Annotated in this window: 15 protein-coding genes; 9 read left to right on the plus strand and 6 right to left on the minus strand. The window is 68.4% G+C overall.

Annotation, left to right across the window (positions count from 1 at the left end; all coding sequences use genetic code 11):
• Window positions 1-17 precede the first annotated feature (17 nt).
• Window positions 18-644 carry a TetR/AcrR family transcriptional regulator gene (locus ACFYTS_RS22915; RefSeq protein ID WP_387307022.1) on the minus strand — a complete coding sequence of 209 codons (627 nt, stop codon included), beginning with the start codon at window positions 642-644 and terminating at the stop codon, window positions 18-20.
• A gap of 130 nt (window positions 645-774) precedes the next feature.
• On the opposite strand from ACFYTS_RS22915, the gene ACFYTS_RS22920 reads away from it, so the two are divergent.
• The 4 genes from ACFYTS_RS22920 (at window position 775) to ACFYTS_RS22935 (ending at window position 6,013) form a co-directional block, all read left to right on the plus strand.
• Window positions 775-2,295, plus strand: coding sequence for a flavin-containing monooxygenase (locus ACFYTS_RS22920; RefSeq protein ID WP_387307024.1), 1,521 nt, complete (start codon window positions 775-777; stop codon window positions 2,293-2,295).
• 37 nt (window positions 2,296-2,332) lie between these two features.
• Complete coding sequence (locus tag ACFYTS_RS22925; protein WP_357283374.1) at window positions 2,333-3,163, plus strand: SDR family NAD(P)-dependent oxidoreductase; 831 nt, start codon at window positions 2,333-2,335, stop codon at window positions 3,161-3,163.
• Between the two features lie 27 nt (window positions 3,164-3,190).
• Window positions 3,191-4,105, plus strand: coding sequence for an alpha/beta hydrolase (locus ACFYTS_RS22930; protein ID WP_387307027.1), 915 nt, complete (start codon window positions 3,191-3,193; stop codon window positions 4,103-4,105).
• A gap of 111 nt (window positions 4,106-4,216) precedes the next feature.
• Complete coding sequence (locus ACFYTS_RS22935; RefSeq protein ID WP_387307029.1) at window positions 4,217-6,013, plus strand: AMP-dependent synthetase/ligase; 1,797 nt, start codon at window positions 4,217-4,219, stop codon at window positions 6,011-6,013.
• 72 nt (window positions 6,014-6,085) lie between these two features.
• On the opposite strand, the gene ACFYTS_RS22940 is transcribed toward ACFYTS_RS22935, so the two are convergent.
• A complete protein-coding gene (locus tag ACFYTS_RS22940) occupies window positions 6,086-6,955 on the minus strand; it encodes an alpha/beta fold hydrolase (protein ID WP_387307031.1) in 870 nt (289 codons plus the stop codon).
• 140 nt (window positions 6,956-7,095) lie between these two features.
• Here ACFYTS_RS22940 and ACFYTS_RS22945 point away from each other — a divergent pair, with 140 nt between their 5' ends.
• From ACFYTS_RS22945 to ACFYTS_RS22955, 3 genes are all read left to right on the plus strand, one after another.
• Window positions 7,096-7,527, plus strand: coding sequence for a VOC family protein (locus tag ACFYTS_RS22945; RefSeq protein ID WP_357087266.1), 432 nt, complete (start codon window positions 7,096-7,098; stop codon window positions 7,525-7,527).
• 66 nt (window positions 7,528-7,593) lie between these two features.
• Window positions 7,594-9,147, plus strand: coding sequence for a molybdopterin-dependent oxidoreductase (locus ACFYTS_RS22950; RefSeq protein WP_387307033.1), 1,554 nt, complete (start codon window positions 7,594-7,596; stop codon window positions 9,145-9,147).
• 245 nt (window positions 9,148-9,392) lie between these two features.
• Window positions 9,393-10,013, plus strand: coding sequence for a Uma2 family endonuclease (locus ACFYTS_RS22955; RefSeq protein ID WP_357283386.1), 621 nt, complete (start codon window positions 9,393-9,395; stop codon window positions 10,011-10,013).
• A 108-nt stretch (window positions 10,014-10,121) separates the two neighbouring features.
• Here the strand turns inward: ACFYTS_RS22955 and ACFYTS_RS22960 are convergent, their stop codons facing one another.
• Window positions 10,122-11,618: a DHA2 family efflux MFS transporter permease subunit gene (locus ACFYTS_RS22960; RefSeq protein WP_357283388.1), complete on the minus strand. Its 1,497-nt coding sequence runs from the start codon at window positions 11,616-11,618 to the stop codon at window positions 10,122-10,124.
• Between the two features lie 12 nt (window positions 11,619-11,630).
• Window positions 11,631-12,287: a PadR family transcriptional regulator gene (locus ACFYTS_RS22965; RefSeq protein ID WP_387307035.1), complete on the minus strand. Its 657-nt coding sequence runs from the start codon at window positions 12,285-12,287 to the stop codon at window positions 11,631-11,633.
• A 222-nt stretch (window positions 12,288-12,509) separates the two neighbouring features.
• Here ACFYTS_RS22965 and ACFYTS_RS22970 point away from each other — a divergent pair, with 222 nt between their 5' ends.
• Complete coding sequence (locus ACFYTS_RS22970; protein WP_357283393.1) at window positions 12,510-12,638, plus strand: hypothetical protein; 129 nt, start codon at window positions 12,510-12,512, stop codon at window positions 12,636-12,638.
• 86 nt (window positions 12,639-12,724) lie between these two features.
• The gene (locus ACFYTS_RS22975; protein ID WP_387307038.1) at window positions 12,725-13,573 is read left to right on the plus strand and encodes a GNAT family N-acetyltransferase; all 849 of its coding nucleotides are present in this window, start codon (window positions 12,725-12,727) and stop codon (window positions 13,571-13,573) included.
• A 58-nt stretch (window positions 13,574-13,631) separates the two neighbouring features.
• Here ACFYTS_RS22975 and ACFYTS_RS22980 read toward each other — a convergent pair whose 3' ends face one another.
• Window positions 13,632-17,309, minus strand: a complete 3,678-nt coding sequence (locus tag ACFYTS_RS22980) for a multifunctional oxoglutarate decarboxylase/oxoglutarate dehydrogenase thiamine pyrophosphate-binding subunit/dihydrolipoyllysine-residue succinyltransferase subunit (RefSeq protein ID WP_387307190.1) — start codon at window positions 17,307-17,309, stop codon at window positions 13,632-13,634.
• A 181-nt stretch (window positions 17,310-17,490) separates the two neighbouring features.
• Entirely contained in the window at window positions 17,491-21,240 is a 3,750-nt protein-coding gene (locus tag ACFYTS_RS22985; RefSeq protein WP_387307040.1) for an ABC transporter ATP-binding protein, read from the minus strand.
• Window positions 21,241-21,325: the final 85 nt, after the last annotated feature.

A 21,325-nucleotide genomic window follows, 5' to 3' on the forward strand; every position in this document is an offset into this window, starting at 1 on the left:
GCTCGCCGCGGTGGCGCTCACTGCCGAAGGGCGGCGGCCAGATCTGCGTTGAGGGCGAGGGCGGGCAGTGAGGTCACGAGCATGTCCACGAGGGCTTCTCGGGGGATGGGTTCCTCGCGGAGCCAGGTGAGCGTGGTTTCCTCGACGAACGCGATCCAGCCTCGGACCGCCAGGGCGAGGCGGGGGCGGTCGGGGTCGTCGGCCTGGATCGGGGCCTCGGTGAGGATGCGGTTGACGAGGGCCATGCGGGTGGCGTTGACGAGGGCCACGAGTTCCGGGCTGGCGCTGGCGGGGCCGCGGAGCAACGCCAGGTACGAGGTGCGGTTCTCGGTGACGTAGGCGATGTAGCGCTCGATCGCGTCCTGCAGCATGTCGAACAGCGACAGGGTGGGGTCGGGTGTGGTGCGTTCGAGGAGTTCGGCATTGGCGTGGTTGACGATCGCCAGGTGGAAGTCGTGCTTGGTGGGGAAGTAGTGGAAGAGCAGGCCGCGGGAGATGCCTGCCCGGGTGGCGATCTCGCCGATGGAGATGTCCTCGAGGGCGCGTTCGCGCAACATGCGGGCGCCGAGGGTGATCAGCTGCTCGCGGCGTTCGCCGGGGCTGAGGCGCACGCGTTTGGCCCGGCTGTCCGGTCTGCTGCTCACGGCGCGCTCCTTGGTCACTTGTCCGATAGTGCTGACTGGGGTCGACAGTTACTGAACACGAGTCAATAATATTGACCAGCGCTCAATAAGAGTATTGACTCCCACTCAATAAGACCATATTCTCGGGTACATGAGTCGCAAGGTTACAGACAAAGCTGTCGGCAACCGGCCTGCCCGGCACTCCCACGTGATCATCGTCGGCAGCGGGTTCTCGGGCCTGGGCCTGGCCATCCGGCTGAGCAAGCAGGGGCGGACCGACTACCTCGTGCTGGAGCGCGGCAGCGATGTCGGCGGCACCTGGCGCGACAACACCTACCCGGGTGCGGCCTGCGACGTCCCCTCGCAGCTGTACTCGTACTCCTTCGCCACCAACCCGGAGTGGTCGCGCTCGTTCTCCAAGCAGCCGGAGATCCAGCGCTACATCCAGGGCGTCGCCGACAAGTACGGCGTGCGCGACAAGCACATCTTCGACTGCGAGATGACCGGCGCCCAGTGGAACGCCGCCGAGGCGCGCTGGGAGATCCAGACCAGCCAGGGCCCGTTCACCGCGGACATCCTGGTCTCCGCCGTCGGCGCGCTGTGCGAGCCCAACCTGCCGGACATCAAGGGCATCAACGACTTCCAGGGCGAGATCTTCCACTCCGCCCGCTGGAACCACGACTCCGATCTGGCCGGCAAGCGCGTCGCCGTCATCGGCACCGGCGCCTCCGCCATCCAGATCGTCCCGAACATCGCGGCCGAGGTCGCGCACCTGGACGTCTACCAGCGCACCGCTCCCTGGCTGCTGCCCCGCGTCGACCGCGAGTACCTGGCCCCGGAGAAGTTCGCGCTCAAGCGCATTCCCGCGTTGCGCAGCCTCTACCGCGCCGGCATCTACGCCGCCCGCGAGACCCAGGTGGTCGGCCTGGCCAAGTTCCCGCCCGCCATGCTCGCCCTCGAGACCGTGGCCCGCGCCAAGCTGTTCGCCGAGGTCCGCGATCCGGAACTGCGCAAGAAGGTCACCCCGAACTTCCGCATCGGCTGCAAGCGCATGCTGATCTCCAACGAGTACTACCCGGCCCTGAGCCGCGACAACGTGGACGTCGTCACCGACGGCATCAAGGAGATCCGCCCGAACGCCATCGTCACCAAGGACGGCGTCGAGCGCGAAGTGGACGCGATCATCGTGGCCACCGGCTTCCATGTCACCGACTCGCCGGTCTACGACACGGTTTCCGGCCGTGACGGCCGTACCCTGTCCGAGGTGTTCGACGCCATCGGCCAGCAGGGCTACAAGGGTTCGGCGATCAACAACTACCCCAACATGTTCTTCATGCTCGGCCCGAACGTCGGCCTGGGGCACACCTCGATGGTGTTCATGCTGGAGTCGCAGATCAACTACATCTCCGACGCCATCGCCCAGTTCGGCAATCTGCGCCTGCGCACTGTCGAGGTCCGCAAGGACGTGCAGGACGAGTACAACGCGGGTCTGCAGCGCAAGCTGGAGGGCGCGGTGTGGAGCACCGGCGGCTGCGCCTCCTGGTACCTGGACAAGCACGGCAACAACACCACGCTGTGGCCGGACTTCACCTTCCGGTTCCGTAGTCTGCTCGAGCACTTCGACGTCGCGGCCTACGAGACCACCGGCCGGCCTGTCACACAGGCCGTTTAATCACACCCCCACTCCTGACGAACCGAAAGCGGTAACCGTGAGCAACGACGCTTACTTCAAGGACAAGGTCTGCGTGATCACCGGTGCGGGTTCCGGCATCGGCCGCGCGCTGGCGGAGAACCTGGCCAAGCGGGGCGCGCACCTGGCGCTGTCCGACATCGACACCGAGGGCCTCGCCGAAACCGTGCGGCGCTGCGAGAAGTTCGGCGTCAAGATCAAGTCCGATCGCCTGAACGTGGCCGAGCGCGAGGCCGTGCTGCTCTACGCCGACGAGGTGAAGAAACACTTCGGCAAGGTCAACCAGATCTACAACAACGCCGGTATCGCCCACCACGGCAATGTCACCGACACCGCGTTCAAGGACATCGAACGCATCATGGATGTCGACTTCTGGGGTGTCGTCAACGGCACCAAGGCGTTCCTGCCGTACCTCATCGAATCCGGTGACGGCCACGTGGTGAACGTGTCCAGCCTCTTCGGCCTGATCGCGGTCCCCGGCCAGAGCGCCTACAACTCGGCCAAGTTCGCGGTCCGCGGCTTCACCGAGGCGCTGCGCCAGGAAATGCTGATGAGCGGCACCCCGGTCAAGGTCACCTGTGTGCACCCCGGCGGCATCAAGACCGCCGTCGCCCGCAACGCCACCGTCTCCGAGGGCCTGGACCAGAAGAACCTGGCCAGCCTCTTCGACAGCAAGCTCGCCCTGCACACCCCGGAGATGGCCGCGCAGACCATCACCGAGGCGGTCCGCAAGGGCTACGGCCGCGTGCTGATCGGCTGGGAGGCCAAGGCTCTCGACCTGTTCGTGCGCACCACGGCTTCGTACTACCAGCGGATCTCCGCGGTCGTGCAGAAGCGGTTCCTGCCGTAATACAGCGATTCTGAAGGACATTCGGACATGCCCGATGTGACACTGCCGTTGCCCGTCGTCCGAGCCGTGCTGAACCCGGTCTTCCGGGTCATGCTCCATCACCGGCTCCCGTTCGGTGTCCAGCGGGCACTGATGGACTGGGGTTCGGCGGCGCCGCGCGCGCCGCGCGGCACCCATGTCGAGCACGTCCGCCTCGGCGGCCGCCCGACCGAGCGGGTCTCGGTCGGGCCGGTCTCCGACAGCGCCACCGTGCTGTATCTGCACGGCGGCGGCTACACCGTCGGCTCGCCGCTCACGCACCGCTCGCTGGCGGCCTACCTGTCCCGCGAAACCGGGTGCGCCGTGCAGGTTCCCGACTACCGGCTGGCCCCCGAGTACCCGTTCCCGGCGGCGCTCGAGGACGCCGAGGCCGCGTTCCTGGAACTGGTGGCGGCCGGTTTCCGGCCGGAACGCATCGCGGTGGCCGGTGATTCGGCCGGTGGCGGGCTGTCGCTGGCTTTGGCCGAGCGGCTGCGCGACCGGCACGGCCTGACCCCGGCCGCCCTGGGCCTGATCGCGCCGTGGACCGACCCGAACGAGGTCCCCACCCGCAACCGCGATCTGGTTATCAACAAGCCGTGGTCGCGGGCCTGCGCGGCGGCCTACCTGGGTGGCGGCGACGGCCAGGACGCCGGGTACGCGCCGCTGCTGGGCGACCTGCGCGGACTGCCGCCCACCTATGTCCAGGCCGACAAGGCCGAGCTGCTGCACGACCAGTGCACGCGGCTGGTGGCGCAGCTGCGCGCGGCGGGGGTGCCGACCGAGTTCACCGAGACCGAAGGTCTCTGGCATGTCGCCCAGTTGCAGGCGGCTCTGGTGGCGCCGGCCGCCGCGGTCACCGTCGAACTCGGGCAATTCCTGCGCCAGGCGCTTCGACCGGCGCAAACTCGGTCAATAGGATAGAGACGAGTCACAGCGCGAGACCGTCCGGGAACAGGTTCGGGCGGTCCGCGGAGAGTTACCTGTGAGCGTGGCGTAAATTACCCGCCAGTAAACCTCTGTGGAAGGGCAGCGATGCGAGAGTTCGAAGTCCCGGCTACCTACACCATTCCGGAAAACGCCAACATGTCGGACGGCGCGTTCCGGCATGCTGAGAAGACCCCTGAGCTGGTGGTCTTCAACACCCCGAATGGCAAGGGCGGCTGGAACGACGTCACGGCGGCGACGTTCGCGAAGACCGTGACCGACGTGGCCAAGGGACTGGTGGCCTCCGGTATCGAGCTCGGCGACCGCGTCGCCATCATGGCTCAGACCAGCTACGAGTGGGTCGTGCTGGACTTCGCCATCTGGGCGGCCGGCGGCTGCACCGTCGCGATCTACGACTCCTCCTCCGCCGAGCAGGCGCGCTGGATCCTCGAGGACTCCGCCACCAAGCTCACCATCGTCCAGAACGACAAGCACCGCGCCACCATCGCCGAGATCGAAGCCGGGCTCGACAGCCTGCGCGAGGTGCTGCAGATCGACAAGGGCGCGATCGCCGAGCTCACCGCGCGCGGCAAGGATCTCGACGACGCCGTGGTGCACGAGCGTCGCGCCCAGGTGAAGGCCGCCTCCCCGGCCACCCTGATCTACACCTCCGGCACCACCGGCCGGCCCAAGGGCGTCATGCTCTCGCATGCCAACCTCTACGCCGAGTCGGCCGCCGACCGCTCCTCCATGAGCGAGTTCCTGCAGCCCGGCCGCAAGTCGCTGCTGTTCCTGCCGCTGGCCCACGTCTTCGCCCGCGCGGTCGCGCTGGCCGCCTTCGACGCCGGCGTCACCGTGGCCCACACCGCCGACTGGTCCACCCTGGTCGAGCAGTTCGGCCAGTACAAGCCGAACTTCATCCTCTCGGTGCCCCGCGTGTTCGAGAAGGTGTTCAACGGCGCCAAGCAGAAGGCGCACGACGGCGGCAAGGGCAAGATCTTCGATTACGCCACCGAGATCGCCATCCAGTACAGCCAGTCGCTCGAGACCGGCGGCCCCGGCATCGTGCTCAAGCTGCAGCACGCGGTGCTCGACAAGCTGGTGTTCAGCAAGCTGCGCGAGGCCATGGGCGGCCAGTGCTCCTCCGCCGTCTCCGGCGGCGGCCCGCTGGGCGCGCGCCTGGGCCACTACTTCCGCGGCGCCGGCGTCACCATCTACGAGGGCTACGGCCTGACCGAGTCCACCGCGGCCGTCAGCGTCAACACCCCCAAGTACATCAAGGTCGGCTCGGTCGGCCGCCCGCTGCCCGGCCACGGCGCCAAGGTCGCCGACGATGGCGAACTGCTGATCCGCGGCCCGGTCGTGTTCGGCGGCTACTGGAACAACCCGGAGGCCAGCGCCGACGCGTTCGACGCCGACGGCTGGTTCAAGACCGGCGACCTGGGCGCCATCGACGAGCAGGGCTTCATCGCGATCACCGGTCGCAAGAAGGAAATCCTGGTCACCGCGGGCGGCAAGAACGTCTCCCCGGCCATGCTCGAGGACTCGCTGCGGCAGAACGCGCTGATCAGCCAGGTCATGGTGGTCGGCGACGGGCAGCCCTTCATCGGCGCGCTGGTCACCCTCGACCCCGAGGCGCTGCCGGCGTGGAAGACCCGCAACGGGATTCCCGCCGACACCCCGATCGAGCACCTCATCGAGAACCCGGCCCTGGTCGGCGAGATCAATGACGCGGTCGCGGCCACCAACAAGCTGGTCTCGCACGCGGAGGCGATCAAGAAGGTCCGCATCCTGTCGGTCGACTGGACCCAGGAGGGTGGCGAGCTGACCCCGAAGCTGTCGCTCAAGCGGGCCGTCGTCATGAAGCAGTACGCGGCCGACGTGGACGCGATCTACAACTCCTGATCGGAGTCGACTCCTGATCCGAGTCGAAAGCGGCGCTGCCGGTGGAATTTCCACCGGCAGCGCCTTTTCCGTTCAGGCGGGCAACCGGTCCAGGAAGTCCGCGATCAGCCGGGCGATCTCGGCTGCATGCGTTTCCAGTGCGAAGTGGCCGGTGTCGAACAGGTGCAGTTCGGCGTCGGGAACATCCGCGAGATACGCGTGCGCGCCCGGGGCGGGAAAGAACATGTCGTTCGCACCCCAGGTGATGAGGGTCGGGGGAGTGTATTTGCGCAGCCACGCTTGCCATTCGGGGTAGCGGGCCACATTCGACTTGTAGTCGTAGGCCAGGGCCAGCTGCGCTTCCTTGCGGCCGGGGAGGTCCAGGTAGTGCTGGTCCAGGGTCCAGGCGTCGGGGTTCAGCAGGCTCGGATCGGGAACCCCGCCCTCGTACTGGCCGCGGGTGCCCTCGAGGGTGAGCAGGCCGAGGATGACGTCCTCGTCGCCCTCGTGATCGGGCCGCAACGCGACGAAACCCTGTGCGGCCTCGGACAGTCCGGCCTCGTAGGCATTGCCGTTCTGGACCACGAGCCCGGCGATCCACTCCGGATGGCGGGCGGCCACGCGCAGGCCGATCGGCGCGCCGAAGTCGAAGATGTACATGGCGAACCGGGTCAGGCCGAGCCCCCGCACGAATCCCTCGGTGATATCGGCCAACCGGTCGAAGGTGTAGTCGAAATCCGCCGGCGCCACGGTGTTTCCGAAACCCGGGTAGTCCGGCGCGATCAGCCGGTAGCGGTCGCCGAGCGCGTCCATGAGCCGCCGGAACTGGTGCGAGGCGGTGGGAAAGCCGTGCAGTAGCAGCAGGACCGGGGCATCGGCGCGGGTGGGGACCGATTCGCGGTAGAACACGTCGACGCCGTCCACCTCGAGGTGACGGTGCTGGACCCGGGGCAGTTCGCTCATAGCTAGGTCAACCGGGGGACGCACCGAATATTTCTCGCATTCACCGAAATTTCCCGGCCGCGACCGATGATTTCCGGGCGGCCCCCGCGTCCTACCTGTCGGGTGCCGCCGCACCCGCCACACCGACCGAGGAGGAACCCATGCCCGCACTGAACCCGTACCTGGTCTTCAACGGCAATGCCGAGGAGGCGATCACCTTCTACCAGTCCGTCTTCGGCGGCGAGGCCACCATCGTCCGCTTCGGTGACATGGGCGGCGACACCCCGGGCGACCTGCCCCCGGAGATCGCCAACCGGGTCGCCAACGCGCAGCTGCCGCTGAGCGCCACCAATATCCTCATGGTGTCCGACACCCCGCCCGGCAACGACATCGACAACTCCAACCCCGGCTTCGCCGTCCAGGTCGAGGTGGAGTCCGCGGCCGAGGCCGAGCGCCTGTTCAACGAGTTCGCCCCCGGCGGCACCGTCACCATGCCGCTCGGCAAGGTCGAGTGGGCCGACGCGTTCGCCATGGTCACCGACAAGTTCTCGGTGCCGTGGATGATCAACTACACCGGTTCCGCCACCATGTGACGACGTCACCGGATCGTCATTTCTCGCGCGGGTTCGCGCGGCGGTTCCCGCAGTAGGGTCGGTTTCGTGGCCGATCGCGAAGTACGAATCGCCGGCGGCATCGTCGCGGGCCTGGTCACGCTCGGTGTGGCCGAAGTGGTGTCGGTGCTGGTCAGTCCGGACAGCACCCCCTTGCAGGCCGTCGGGGCGTGGGTCGTCGATCAGACGCCGGACGGGTTCCGGGAATGGGTGATCGGGCTGGTCGGCACCAACGACAAACTGCTGTTGTTCGTGTCGATGGGCGTGGCGGCCGTCGTGCTGGCGGCCGTCGCCGGACTCGCCGAGCGCGTCCGGCGGCCCTGGGGATCGATACTGTTCGGGGTCTTCGGACTGCTCGCGATGTCGGCCGCGGTGGGACGACCCGCTGCCGCCTGGACCTGGGCGATACCCGCGCTGCTCGGCACCGTGGCCGGAATTCTCGTGCTGCGCAGCCTGATTCGCCGACTCGAGGAGTCCGCGGAACGCGCCGGCGCGACACCGGCCACCGCGGAGTCCGCCGCGGAACAGACCACGCAACGGCGGCAGGTGATGCGCTGGCTCGCCATCACCGGAGCCGCCGCGGTCGCCGGTGGCCTGGCCGGACGGATCATCGGGCTGCGGTCGCGGGACGTCTCCGCGGAGCGGGCCGACGTCGAATTGCCCACGCCGACCAGCGTCGAGCCGCCCGTCGATCCGGGCGCGGACCTGAAACTGCCGGGCCTCACGCCCTACCTCACCTCGAACTCCAGCTTCTACCGCATCGACACGGCGCTGACCGTGCCGCAGGTCAGCAAGGACGACTGGTCCCTGCGCATCCACGGCATGGTCGATCGCGAGATCCGGCTCGGTTACGCCGATCTCGCCGCCCGCACCCCCATCGAGCGGCTGGTCACCCTGGCCTGCGTCTCCAACCCGGTCGGCGGCGAACTGGTCGGCAATGCCCGCTGGCTCGGCTACCGGCTCGACGAACTGATCGCCCAGGCCGGGCCGCACCCCGACGCCGACATGGTGCTCTCCCGCAGCGTCGACGGCTTCACCGCGGGCAGCCCCCTCGCCGTGCTCACCGACGGCCGCGACGCCATGCTGGCGGTCGGCATGAACGGTGAACCGCTGCCCACCGCGCACGGCTATCCCGCGCGGCTGGTGGTGCCGGGCCTGTACGGGTACGTGTCGGCCACCAAGTGGGTGACCGAACTCGAGATCACCAGATTCGATCGCGCGGAAGCGTTCTGGACCAAACGCGGCTGGTCGGCATACGGCCCCATCAAGACCGAATGCCGCATCGACACCCCGCGCGGCCGGACCCTCGCGCCCGGCAAGGTCACCATCGCGGGGGTGGCGTGGGCACAGCATCGCGGCATCCGCGGCGTGGAAGTCCGTATCGACCAAGGGGACTGGCAGCCCGCGCGCCTGGCGACCGCCCCGTCCATCGACACCTGGGTGCAGTGGGCCTTCGACTGGGACGCGCCCGCGGGCAGCGGCGTGCACACCGTCTGGGCGCGCGCCACCGACGGCACGGGGGAGACCCAGACCGAGCGGCGACAGGACGTCGTGCCCGACGGCGCGACCGGATATCCGTCGTTGACCGTGCGAATCGGCTGAAAAAGACTGTTCCGCCCCAAGAATCGGCGCCGCGTCACGCACGCCGCCGATCCAGTGCGCGAAACACCTCGTGCCCGACCATCGTCCGCGCGGCTCGCCGGTCCGGCGCGGGCGAACGTTCCGAACAACCGTTTCGGCGGCCCGCGCGGATTAAGATCATCGCGGCAGTCGTGGCTCGGTCCGGCCGCTCGGGGGCATCCGCTCGCCCGGGGGCACAACTCGTTCGGGGAATGAGGGGAGCGCGCATGTTCGGCGTACTCGAATGGGCGCGGGCGGAAAACCTGCAGCCCGAACCGATCACGCTCGACATCTGGAAGCAGCTGCCCCCCGACTTCTGCCGGCTCGTCGAGGTGGTCAACGGTGACGTGGTGCGCGCCGAAACGCCCGCCCTGCCCCACCGCAACGCCACCCGCCGGCTGGCCGCCATGCTGGAGTCCGGGGCCGAGCACCATATGAGCCGATACAACGACGGCTCGCTCTACGTCGGCGTCGACCAGGACGTGCTGCTGTGGGAATCGCCGCGCCTCACCATCCGCCGCCCCGATATCATCCTGTTCTCCTGTGCGCCCGCCGATGTCGGCCCGCTGCGGGCCGAGCGGGTGAAGATCGCCGTCGAGGTGGTGTCCCCGGCGACCGAACGCGTCGACACCGCGGACAAGATGGCCGAGTACGCACTGGCCGGAATCCCCTGGTACTGGCTGGTCTACATGGATCGCGATCGAGTGCGCGCCATCCAGACCCACGTCCTGGTACTGGGCCACTACCGGCCGCTGCGGCGGCTGACCGCCCACATCGGCGAGACCCTGACGGACATGCCGATCGACATCCGCATCGACTGGACCCGCCTCATCGGCCTGCTGCTCTGACCGCGACCCGCAGGGGACGGAAACAGCGCTGCCCGCCGGGAAGCCCTGGCGGGCAGCACCTTTGGATTCGAGCCCATCGACCAGCGGCCGATCAGGCCCTGCGATAGGTCAGTGCGCTCCGATGTTCGCCTTCGCCATATCGTCCTGCTTCCCGTCGCCCTGCTTGCCGAAGCCGATGAACATGGCCGAGGCGACCACGCCGATCAGCAGGATCGCCGCGGGCAGGTACATGGACTGGCTCAGCGCGGTGCTGAGCTTCTCCAGGATCGGATCCCGCACCTGTGCGGGCAGATCGCTCAGGCTCTTACCGCCCGAGCCCTCGCCGATCGGACCGCTCTGCAGGCCCTGCGCCGAGATCCGCGCCGACAGCAGCGCGCTGATCGCCGCCGAACCGAGCACCGAACCCACCTGGCGGGTGGTGTTGTAGACGCCCGCGCCCGCACCGGCCTGCTGCACCGGCAGGTTGTGGGTGGCGGTGGAGGCCAGCGGCGCCCAGATGCAGGCGTTGGCGATACCGGCGAAACCGCCGACGATCATGAACAGCGGCAGCGAGCCGTCCGGCTTCATCAGCACGGCGAAACCGAACAGGGTGGCCGCGAACATCGCGAAACCGAGGGTCGGGATGACCCGCGGCGCGACCTTGTCCGAGATCTTGCCGATGATCGGCGCGAACACACCGGTCAGAACGGCCATCGGCGCGAAGATCAGCGCCGAGCGGGTCGGCGACAGCTCGTGCACCTGCTGCAGGTAGAAGTAGGCGGGCACGAACACACTGGTCACCGCCGCGCCCATGGCTGCGATCCCCACATTGGACAGCGCGAAGTTGCGGTCCTTGAACAGGCTCAGCGGCACCAGCGGCTCACCGGTATTGCGAGCTTGGTTGACCACGAACAGCGCCAGCACCACCACACCGGCGGCGATCATGGCCCAGATCTGGGCGTCCCAGTCGTGGGTGTTGCCCTCCTGGATACCGAACACCAGCAGGAACATGCCGACGCCCGACAGCGCCACACCGACCAGGTCGAACTTGTGCTCGTGCGTGGGCAGCGAGGGGACCAGCCAGAACGCCAGCGCGAAGGCGATGATGCCGATCGGCACGTTCACGTAGAAGATCCACTGCCAGCCCTGCCAGTCCACCAGCACGCCGCCCAGGATCGGGCCGACCAGGGTGGCCAGACCGGCCACACCGCCCCACAGGCCCATGGCCGCGCCGCGCTTGTCCGGCGGGAAGGTGCGGGTGATGACGGCCATGGTCTGCGGCGTCATCAGCGCCGCGCCCAGGCCCTGCACGGCGCGGGCCGCGATCAGCATGTCGATGCTGGTCGACTCGGCGCACCAGAGCGAGGCGAGGGTGAATACGACCAGGCCGCCGAGGTAGATGTTCTTGGGGCCGAAGCGATCCCCGAGCCGGCCGGTGACCAGCAGCGGCACCGCGTAGGCCAGCAGGTAGGCGGAGGTGACCCAGATGACCTGGGAGACATCGGCGTTCAGGTCCTTCATGATCGCCGGATTGGCCACCGCGACGATGGTCATGTCCAGCAGGATCATGAAGAACCCGACGACCAGCGCGTACAGCGCGAGCCACGGGTTGCGTTGAGTGGACATGGATTCGGGTTCCTATCCCTGGGAGTGGGTTCTGGTGTCGACGCGCTCGCCGGACTCGGAGTCGAAGGTTTCCCATTCGAGTTCGCCGCTGCGGAGCTCGTCCATGAGTCCGCGCAGCCAGGTGACTTCGGCGGTGCTGTGCGCGCGTATGTAGTCGACCCGCATCCAGTAACGGCGCGGGACATCGGAGGCGGCGGCCAGGTCGCGGAGCGTGGTCAGCTCGGCGACCCGCGCCTCGATCGAGGCGACGCGTTCGCGGAGGGCATCGATGACCTCGTCCACGGGCAGATTGTGCGCTTCGGCCAATCCGGTCACGAACGCCGGGTACTCGTGGACCGGTTCCCGCAGCAGGTCCCGGACTCGTTCACGCAGCGCCGCGTGCCCGGCCGTGCGAATGCGATAGGTGGTCCGTTCCGGCCGGTTACCGGCCCGATCGGTGCTCTCCGCCGCGATCAGTTCCTGATCGGTCAGTCGCGCCACCGTGTGATACAGCGACCCCGGCTTGATCTTGGTGAACCGGTCCTCATGGCGGCTCAATAACAGCTGATACATCTCGTACGGGTGCATCGGACGTTCCTCCAGCAGTGCGAGAACCAGCAGCGCCATCGGCGTGAGCGCTGGAGCCGACTGCTTCTTGATCACCACGACCTCCGTTTCGAGTGACGCCATCACCGCCACCACCATCCTCCGGACCAAATATTCCACGTGGAATATACGACGCCGAACACCCCGCCCACAACCCCTCCCTGGCGACCGGCTCCCCGGCATTTGTGACCCCTGTCACGTATCTGTGAAATCGCTTGTCGCAGGCCATTTCTCGGCGCGCGGCAACTGAAACCGACCGGTAACATCAACCTTTCGTCAGGGAAGTAGCAGAAAGAGGTACCCGCCATGTCGGACCAGGAATCGACCACTCAGGACACCGCCGCCGCGGACGGCCTCGCCGCGATGATGGCGGCCTGGGACATCAAGGGCACGGCCGATTCCACTGCGGAGCAGGCGGATTCGGCGGGCGAGTAACTCGTCCCGGCACCGGACACCGAACAGCCCGCCGAGTCGTTCTCGGCGGGCTGTTCCGTTCCCGTCGTCTGCGCCATGATGGACGCATGGGGTGGACGATTACCGAGGAGCTGTCGGCGTACGAGCGGGCGGCGGGCGAATTCCTGCGGTCGGATCCGATCCGGAACACCGTGCTGCTCACGGTGCTGGATCGATTGCGACGGCAGGGGCCGACGATCTACGGGGACGCCCCACCCCACTTCGGATGGTGGACCACGACCGGAGGCGAGGTCGCAGCCGCGCTCTTCCGGACACCACCCTTCGGAATCGTGGTGTCCCCGTTGCCGTCCGAGGCGATCGTTCCACTCGTGCGCGACTACTCGGCGATCGATCCGGCGCTGCCCGCGGTGTCCGGCCCCTCCGACTCGGCCCGTCCCGTCGCGGAAGCCTGGGCGCGGTCGCACGGCAGGTCGGTCACCCTGAGCCGCGCCGATCGCCTCTACCGGCTGGGCGATCTGATCCCGCCCGATCCGATGCCGGACGGCATTGCACGCCTCGCGACCGACCGTGACCGGGAACTGGCGATCGAATGGCTGCTCGAATTCACCCGGGATATCGGCGACCCGCCCCCGGCGCACCTGGACCGCATGGTCGACGAACGCCTCACGCGGGGCGGCCTGTCACTGTGGGAAGTGGACGGCACCCCGGTGTCGATGGCCGGAACCGGCCCGGTCGTAACCGGAACCGTCCGCATCGCCCCGGTCTTCACCCCGAAACCCCTGCGCGGCAAGGGCTTCGCGGCCGCCGCCACCACCTTCGCCTGCCGCCACGCTCTCGCCTCCGGCGCGCGAGATGTCATGCTCTTCGCTGATCTGGCGAACCGCACCAGCACGGCCCTCTATCAGCGACTCGGCTTCCGGCCACTCGGCGACTACGACATCTACCGCCTCGACTGAGAAACGGCGCGGGGCCGGATCTCGGTGAGAGATCCGGCCCCGCACTGGGATTCGGTGGCTAGACGGTCGGGGAGAACGCCTCGTCGATGATTTCCTGCTGCTCCACGGCGTGCACCTTGGACGAACCCGAGGACGGGGCCGACATGGCGCGGCGGGAGATGCGACGCAGCTTGCCGAAGCGGGCCGGGAGGATCTCCGGGAGGTTGAGGCCGAAGAAGGGCCAGGCGCCCTGGTTGGCCGGTTCCTCCTGGACCCACGCCAGATCGGAGGCGTTGGGGTACTGCTCCAGGGCCTCGTTGAGGCGGAACTTCGGAATCGGGTACAGCTGCTCGACGCGGACGATGGCCACGTCGTCGCGGTTGTGCTTGTTCTTCTCGGCCACCAGCTCGTAGTAGATCTTGCCGGAGGTGAGCAGCACGCGCTTGACCTTGGCGCGGTCGCCGTTGCCCGACTCGTAGGTGGGCTCCTCGAGTACGGTGCGGAACTTGTTGTCGGTGAAGTCCTCGACCTCGGAGACCACAGCCTTGTTGCGCAGCATGGACTTCGGGGTGAACACCACCAGCGGGCGGCGGATGCCGTCCAGGGCGTGGCGGCGCAGCAGGTGGAAGTAGTTCGACGGGGTGGAGGGGACCGCCACCGTCATCGAACCCTCGGCGCACAGCTGCAGGAAGCGCTCGATACGACCCGAGGTGTGGTCCGGGCCCTGGCCCTCGTGACCGTGCGGCAGCAGCAGCACGACCTCGGAGAGCTGACCCCACTTGGCCTCACCGGAGGAGATGAACTCGTCGATGATGGACTGCGCGCCGTTGACGAAGTCACCGAACTGCGCCTCCCACAGGACGAGCGCGTCCGGGTTGCCCAGCGAGTAGCCGTACTCGAAGCCGACCGCCGCGTACTCCGACAGCGCCGAGTCGTGCACCGCGAACCAGCCCGGGTTGGCCGAGCCGATGTTGTGCAGCGGGGTGTACTCGTCGCCGTTCTTGCGGTCGATGATGACCGAGTGGCGCTGCGAGAAGGTACCGCGACGCGAGTCCTGACCGGTCAGGCGGACGGCCTTGCCTTCGTCGATGAGCGTGCCGAAGGCCAGCAACTCGGCCATGGCCCAGTCGACCTTGCCCTCGTAGGCCATCTCGCGGCGCTTCTCCAGCACCGGCTTGACGCGCGGGTGCACGGTGAAGCCCTCGGGCACGTTCAGGAACGCGTCGCCGATGCGCTGCAGCACCGTCTTGTCCACGGAGGTCACGAGATTCGGCGGCAGCTGCTGCTCTTCCTCGATCGACTCCGACTTTTCCGGCGGGAACTTCTCCAGTTCGCGCACCTCGTTGAAGATCCGCTCCAGCTGACCCTGGTAGTCCCGCAGGGCGTCTTCGGCTTCCTTCATGGAGATGTCGCCACGGCCGATCAGCGACTCGGTGTACGCCTTGCGGACCGAACGCTTGGTGTCGATCACGTCGTACATGCCCGGCTGGGTCATCGACGGGTCGTCGCCCTCGTTGTGACCGCGGCGGCGGTAGCAGATCAGGTCGATCACGACGTCGCGCTGGAACTTCTGCCGGTAGTCGACGGCCAGCTTGGCCACCCACACACAGGCTTCCGGGTCGTCGCCGTTCACGTGGAAGATCGGGGCACCGATGAACTTCGCGATGTCGGTGGAGTATTCGGTGGAACGCGAGTACTCCGGCGCGGTGGTGAAGCCGATCTGGTTGTTCACCACGATGTGCACGGTGCCACCGGTGCGGTAGCCGCGCAGACCCGACAGGTTCAGGGTCTCGGCAACGACACCCTGGCCGGCGAAGGCCGCGTCACCGTGCAGCATCAGCGGCACGACCGAGAACGACCGCGCCTCTTCGCCCTTGGTGACGATGTCTTCCTTGGTGAGCAGGTCCTGCTTGGCGCGGACCAGACCCTCCAGCACCGGGTCGACGGCCTCGAGGTGCGAGGGGTTCGCGGTCAGCGACACCTCGATCTCGTTGTCGCCGAACATCTGCAGGTAGGTGCCGCGCGCACCCAGGTGGTACTTCACGTCGCCGGAGCCGTGGGTGGCGGCCGGGTTCATGTTGCCCTCGAACTCGGTGAAGATCTTCGAGTAGGGCTTGCCCACGATGTTGGCCAGCACGTTCAGGCGGCCACGGTGCGGCATACCGATGACGACCTCGTCGAGGGCGTACTCGGCGCACTGGTCGATGACGGCGTCCATCATCGGGATGACCGACTCGGCGCCTTCCAGCGAGAAGCGCTTCTGGCCGACGTATTTGGTCTGCAGGAAGGTCTCGAACGCCTCGGCCGCGTTGAGCCGGGACATGATGTACTTCTGCTCCGCGACGGTCGGCTTCGCGTGCTTCTGCTCGACCCGCTCCTGAATCCACTTGAGCTGCTCGGGATCCAGAATGTGGGTGTACTCCACACCCACGTGGCGGGCGTAGGCGTCGCGCAGGATGGACAGCACGTCGCGCAGCTTCATGCGCTCCTGGCCGTGGAAGCCCGCGACATTGAACTCGCGGTCCAGGTCCCACAGGGTCAGGCCGTGCTGGGTGACATCCAGGTCGGGGTGCGAGCGGAACTTGTCCTTCACCAGCCGCAGCGGGTCGGTGTCGGCCATCAGGTGGCCGCGGCTGCGGTAGGCGTTGATCATCTCCTGGACGCGGGTCGACTTGTCGATGCCGCGTTCCTGAATGTCCTTGCGCCAGCGGACCGGCTCGTAGGGGACACCCATGCCGTGGAAGATCTCGTCGTAGAACTCGTCGGAGATCAGCAGGTTGTGGACGGTCCGCAGGAAGTCGCCGGACTCCGCGCCCTGGATGATGCGGTGGTCGTAGGTCGAGGTCAGGGTCATCAGCTTGCCGATGCCCATTTCCGCGAGCTGCTGATCGCTCATGCCCTGGAACTCGGCCGGGTACTCCATGGCGCCCGCGCCGATGATCGCGCCCTGGCCCAGCATCAGACGCGGCACCGAGTGGTTGGTGCCGATGGTGCCCGGGTTGGTGAGCGAGATGGTGACGCCGGAGAAGTCGTCGTTGGTGAGCTTGCCGTCACGGGCGCGCCGCACGACGTCCTCGTACGCGCTGTGGAACTGCGCGAAGGTCATGCCCTCGGTGTTCTTGATGGCCGCGACCGCGAGCGCGCGGTTGCCGTCCTTGCCCGGAAGATCGATGGCCAGACCGAGATTGGTGTGCGCGGGGGTGACCGCGTTCGGCTTCCCGTCGACCTCGGCGAAGTGCCGGTTCATGTTCGGGAAGGCCTTGATGGCCTGCACGATGGCGTAGCCCAGCAGGTGGGTGAAGGAGATCTTGCCACCGCGGGTGCGGGCCAGGTGGTTGTTGATGACCAGCCGGTTGTCGATCATCAGCTTCGCCGGGATGGCACGCACCGAGGTAGCGGTGGGGATGGCCAGCGACGCCGACATGTTCTTCACGGTCGCGGCGGCCGCGCCGCGCAGCACCTTGGTCTCGTCCTCGGCGGACGGCTTGGGGCCGCCGGAGGTCGGGGCCGCGTTCGAGCTCGGGGCCGGGGTGGTCTGCGGGGCGCGCACCTGCGCGGGGGCCGGAGCCGGGGCGGGCGCGGCGGGTGCGGCGACGGGGGGAGCGGCGGGCGCGACGGCGGCGGGGGCCGGAGCGACGGCGGCGGCCGCCTGGCTGTTGTTACCAATCTCGGCAGTGTTCTCCGGCGTGTAGTCCGCCAGGAACTCGTGCCAGCTCTCATCGACGGACGAGGGGTCTTGCTTGTACTTCTGGTACATCTCGTCGACAAGCCACTGGTTCTGTCCGAACTGGTCTGTTGAGCTGCTCACAGCAGGTGTTCGCCTCATTTCGTTCTTCGCGCTGCGACGTTTGTGACGTGCCCGGCACGGGTCATCGGCGGATGCGCGCCGATGCGCCCCCACTGAGGATATGCCCACCCCCGTTCGCCGTCGGTCGTGGCTACCACCGAGCGGACGCATTCTCTCGTGACGACTCGTCCTCGCTCGAGAATATTCCTTCCGTCGCCCGCGCCGCAGCCCACAAGCGGGAGTACGCGCCGCGGGCCGCGAGGAGTTCGTCGTGCGACCCGATTTCGCTGATCCGGCCGTGCTCGACGACCGCGATCCGATCGGCCTGCGCGGCTGTCGCGAGCCGGTGCGCCACGATGATCGAGGTCCGCCCCCGCGTCACCGATTCGCTCGCGACCAGCACCGATGCCTCGGCGGCCGGATCCAGCACGGCGGTGGCCTCGTCGAGCAGGAGCAGGTCGGGCCGGACCAGTTCGGCCCGGGCCAGGGCGATGAGCTGGCGTTGCCCGGCCGAGAGCCCGCGCCCGCGTTCCCCGACCGGCTGTGACATGCCCCGGGGCAGCGCCGCGATGGTGTCCAGCGCACCGACCGCGGCGGCCGCCGCCTCGATTTCAACGCGACTCGCAAAAGGTTTGCCAAATGCAATGTTGCTGGCAATGTCGCCGGTGAAGAGGTGAGCTTCCTGCGGCACCACGCCGAGCCGGGAACGGAAGTCGGCGAGGCGATAGTCGCGAATATCCACGCCGTCCACCCGAATTGCGCCGTGGGTGTCCGGATCACGGGCTTTATCATGCGTTTTCGCTATGGAGATTGCCGTCGCGGCGTCGGTAACTTCGTGATTCGCGTCACCGGACACACGTTCTCGTGGCATGTCGTAGAGCCGGGCCAGCAACTTCACGATGGTCGACTTGCCTGCGCCGGTCTCACCCACCAGCGCGAGGCTGCCGCCCGCCGGAATGCCGAGGCTGACGCCCTCCAGGGCGGGCCGCACCGCACCCGGGTACTGGAAACGCACGTCGTCGAACACCACCTCGCCGCGCAGCTGCCCGTCGATCGGGGCCGCGTCCGCGGGATCGGGGGCGATCGAGGACGGGGTGCGCAGCAGTTCCCCGATGCGCCGCAACCCGACCCGCGCCTGCTGGTACCCGTCGAAGAGCTGCGACAACTGCATGATCGGCCCGAACAGCAGCTGCAGGTACAGCACGAACGCGACCAGGGTGCCCGCGGTGGTGGTCCCGTGCGCGACCGCCCAGGCCCCGGTGAACACGACGGCGGCCAGCGCCAGGTCCGCCCACATGCCGACGAAGGCGAAGAAGGTGGCGATGGCCCGCTGCGCCTGCATCCGGCTGGCCCGGTAGTTGTCCGAGTATCCGGCGAAGCGCCGCTCGGAGATCGCCTCGTGCCGATTGGCTTGCACCACCCGCAGTCCCGCGACGTTCTCGGCGAAGTCGGCGTTCACGGTCGCCGAATGCTCCCGGGAGGCGCTGTAGGCGGCGTCGGAGACCTTGCGGAACTTCCAGCTGGCCACCAGCAGCGCGGGCACCGTCACGAACACCACCAGGGCCAGGCCCGGATCGATGATGGTGAGCGCCACCGCGATTCCGCCGACGGTCAGCAGCGCGACCAGCGCGTCCGGCAGGCCGGTCTGCATGAACGTCGACAGCGCGTCGATGTCGGTGGTCATCCGGGTCATGATGCGGCCGGACAGTTCCCGCTCGTAGAAGTCCAGGCCGAGCCGCTGCAGATGCGCGTAACTGCGCACCCGCAACCCGAACAGCACCCGTTCCCCGGCCCGGTTGCTCCACAGCAGCGCGGTCGCCGCGACCAGCCACCCGGCCACGACCAGGACGACGCCGATGATGGTGGCCCGGACCAGCGCCGCGCCGTCGTGCCGCCCGACGCCCGCGTCCACCGCGTACCGCACCACCGACGGGAAACCCACGCCGACAAGCGCGTTCAGTGCCAGCAGGATCATGGTTCCCGCGACCAGCCATTTCACCAGTCCCAGCGCGTGACTCAGCCGGAACCCGGGGTCGGGCTCCCGCAACGAGTCCGCGTCCAGCCCTGGCTCTTCCAGCGCGGGCGGCAGCTTGCCGAGCACCCGCCGCACTTCCTCGGGCGTATCCCGGTCCGGTTGCGAGCCCGCCGCGGTCTGCCCGAGCTCGAGGTCGGAGTCCGCGGCCGCCGGATCGAGCGGCGCGAATTCCGGTGCGGGCAGCCGGATCACGCGGTCGGCGTGGGACAGCGTCGATTCGCGGTGGGCCAGGATCAGGGTGGTCCGGCCGGAATCGGTGGGCAGGGACGCGAAGATCGCGGCCTCGGTGACCGCGTCGACCGCCGAGGTGGCGTCGTCGAGGATCAGGACGCGCGGGTTGGCCAGCAGGGCACGGGCCAGGGCGATGCGCTGGCGCTGACCGCCGGACAAGGTCAGGCCGCGTTCGCCGACCACGGTGTCGTAACCGTCGGCGAGGGCATTGATGAAGTCGTCCGCCGCGGCCTGTGCGGCGGCCGCGTGGATCTCGGCCGCGGTCGCCTCCGGGCGGCCCAGGGCGATATTGGCGGCGATGGTGTCGGACAGCAGGAACGCCTCGTCGAACACCACCCCGACGGCCGCGCGCAGGTCGGCCGCGCGCAGGTCGGCGACGTCGGCGCGGGAATCGGTGCCGTACAGGCTGATCCGGCCGGAGTCGGGGGAGTAGAAGCGCGGCAGCAGCAGGCTCAGCGTGGACTTGCCCGAGCCCGCCGGGCCGATGATCGCCACCGTCTCCCCGGGCGCGATGTCGAGGCTGAAATCGCGCAGCACCGGCCGGTCCGGATCGAAACCGAAAGTGACGCCCTCGATGTCGATGCCGAGCGGTCCGTCGGGCACCGGCGCCGGATGCTCGGGGTCGACGCGGTCGGGCGCGCTGTCGATGACCTGGTGCACGCGTTCGGCCGCGGCCCGCGTCAACTGCGCCATCACCACCACGTACGACACGATCCGGGTGGAGTTGGTCATGGTGGCCACGTAGGCGACGAAGGCCAGGAAGGTGCCGAGCCCGATACTGCCGTGGAAGGCCAGCAGCCCGCCGGCCGCGATCACCGCGACCAGCCCGGCCTGCGGAATCGAGCCCAGTGTCGGGCTGAAGCGGGCGTCGATGCGGGTGGCGCGCATGCGTTCGGCGTACAGCTCGCGGCCGTGGCCCTCCAGCAGGTCGACCATGCGGGCCTCCTGCCCGAAGCCCTTCACCACGCGCACGCCGGTGACGGTCTCCTCGACGTGCTGGGCCAGATCGGCGGCGCGCTGCTGCGCGGACCAGGTGGCGGCGTACAGACGCGGCCGCACCCGGTAGACCACGAAGGCCAGCACCGGCACCACCAGCAGCGCGGCCAGCGCCAGTGGCGGCGAGAGCCACAGCATGACGCCCGCGGCGAGCACGAATTGCAGCGCCGCCACCGAGGACCAGGGCGCCATCGACAGCAGCCCCTGCACCAGGGTGAGGTCGCTGATCGAGCGGGAGATGACCTGGCCGGTGCGCAGCTCGTCCTGCCCGGGCCCGTCCAGGCGTTGCAGGGCGGCCAGCAGATCCACCCGCAGTTCGTGCTGGACGTCGAGGGCGAGCCGCCCGGCCAGCATGCGGCGGCCGAAGGAGGCGAGGAAGCGTCCCACGGCGAGCGCGCCCAAGGCGATCGCCAGGCCCGCGATGATGCCGGTATTGCCCGCGGTCGCGCCGTCGAGGGCGCGTTTGGCCAGCAGCGGCCCGGTCACCTCGACGACCGCGCCGGCCACGATCGCCGCCGCCAGCCCGGCCAGCATCCACGGGTGCCCCGCGCACCTGTCCCACAGCCGCCGCAGCCATCCGCGGCCTGTTCCGTCACCGGCCCCGGTCACCATCGCCTCGCCCACATCACTCGAACTCATCGCGGAGAACAACGACCGCCCCACCCCCTGTTTGTTCCCGTCCCCTCACCAGTGTGGCCGGGACGCCGCCTTGTGTCTCCGGTCC

Source organism: Nocardia sp. NPDC004151 (assembly GCF_042874235.1).
Lineage (GTDB): Bacteria > Actinomycetota > Actinomycetes > Mycobacteriales > Mycobacteriaceae > Nocardia.

Coding starts and splice junctions, on each gene's coding strand:
- ACFYTS_RS22975 (WP_387307038.1), top strand. CDS start 12,725: ATGGGGTGGACGATTACCGAGGAGCTGTCGGCGTACGAGCGGGCGGCG.
- ACFYTS_RS22960 (WP_357283388.1), bottom strand. CDS start 11,618: ATGTCCACTCAACGCAACCCGTGGCTCGCGCTGTACGCGCTGGTCGTC.
- ACFYTS_RS22965 (WP_387307035.1), bottom strand. CDS start 12,287: ATGGCGTCACTCGAAACGGAGGTCGTGGTGATCAAGAAGCAGTCGGCT.
- ACFYTS_RS22920 (WP_387307024.1), top strand. CDS start 775: ATGAGTCGCAAGGTTACAGACAAAGCTGTCGGCAACCGGCCTGCCCGG.
- ACFYTS_RS22940 (WP_387307031.1), bottom strand. CDS start 6,955: ATGAGCGAACTGCCCCGGGTCCAGCACCGTCACCTCGAGGTGGACGGC.
- ACFYTS_RS22930 (WP_387307027.1), top strand. CDS start 3,191: ATGCCCGATGTGACACTGCCGTTGCCCGTCGTCCGAGCCGTGCTGAAC.
- ACFYTS_RS22955 (WP_357283386.1), top strand. CDS start 9,393: ATGTTCGGCGTACTCGAATGGGCGCGGGCGGAAAACCTGCAGCCCGAA.
- ACFYTS_RS22935 (WP_387307029.1), top strand. CDS start 4,217: ATGCGAGAGTTCGAAGTCCCGGCTACCTACACCATTCCGGAAAACGCC.
- ACFYTS_RS22980 (WP_387307190.1), bottom strand. CDS start 17,309: ATGTACCAGAAGTACAAGCAAGACCCCTCGTCCGTCGATGAGAGCTGG.
- ACFYTS_RS22970 (WP_357283393.1), top strand. CDS start 12,510: ATGTCGGACCAGGAATCGACCACTCAGGACACCGCCGCCGCGGACGGC.
- ACFYTS_RS22945 (WP_357087266.1), top strand. CDS start 7,096: ATGCCCGCACTGAACCCGTACCTGGTCTTCAACGGCAATGCCGAGGAG.
- ACFYTS_RS22985 (WP_387307040.1), bottom strand. CDS start 21,240: ATGAGTTCGAGTGATGTGGGCGAGGCGATGGTGACCGGGGCCGGTGAC.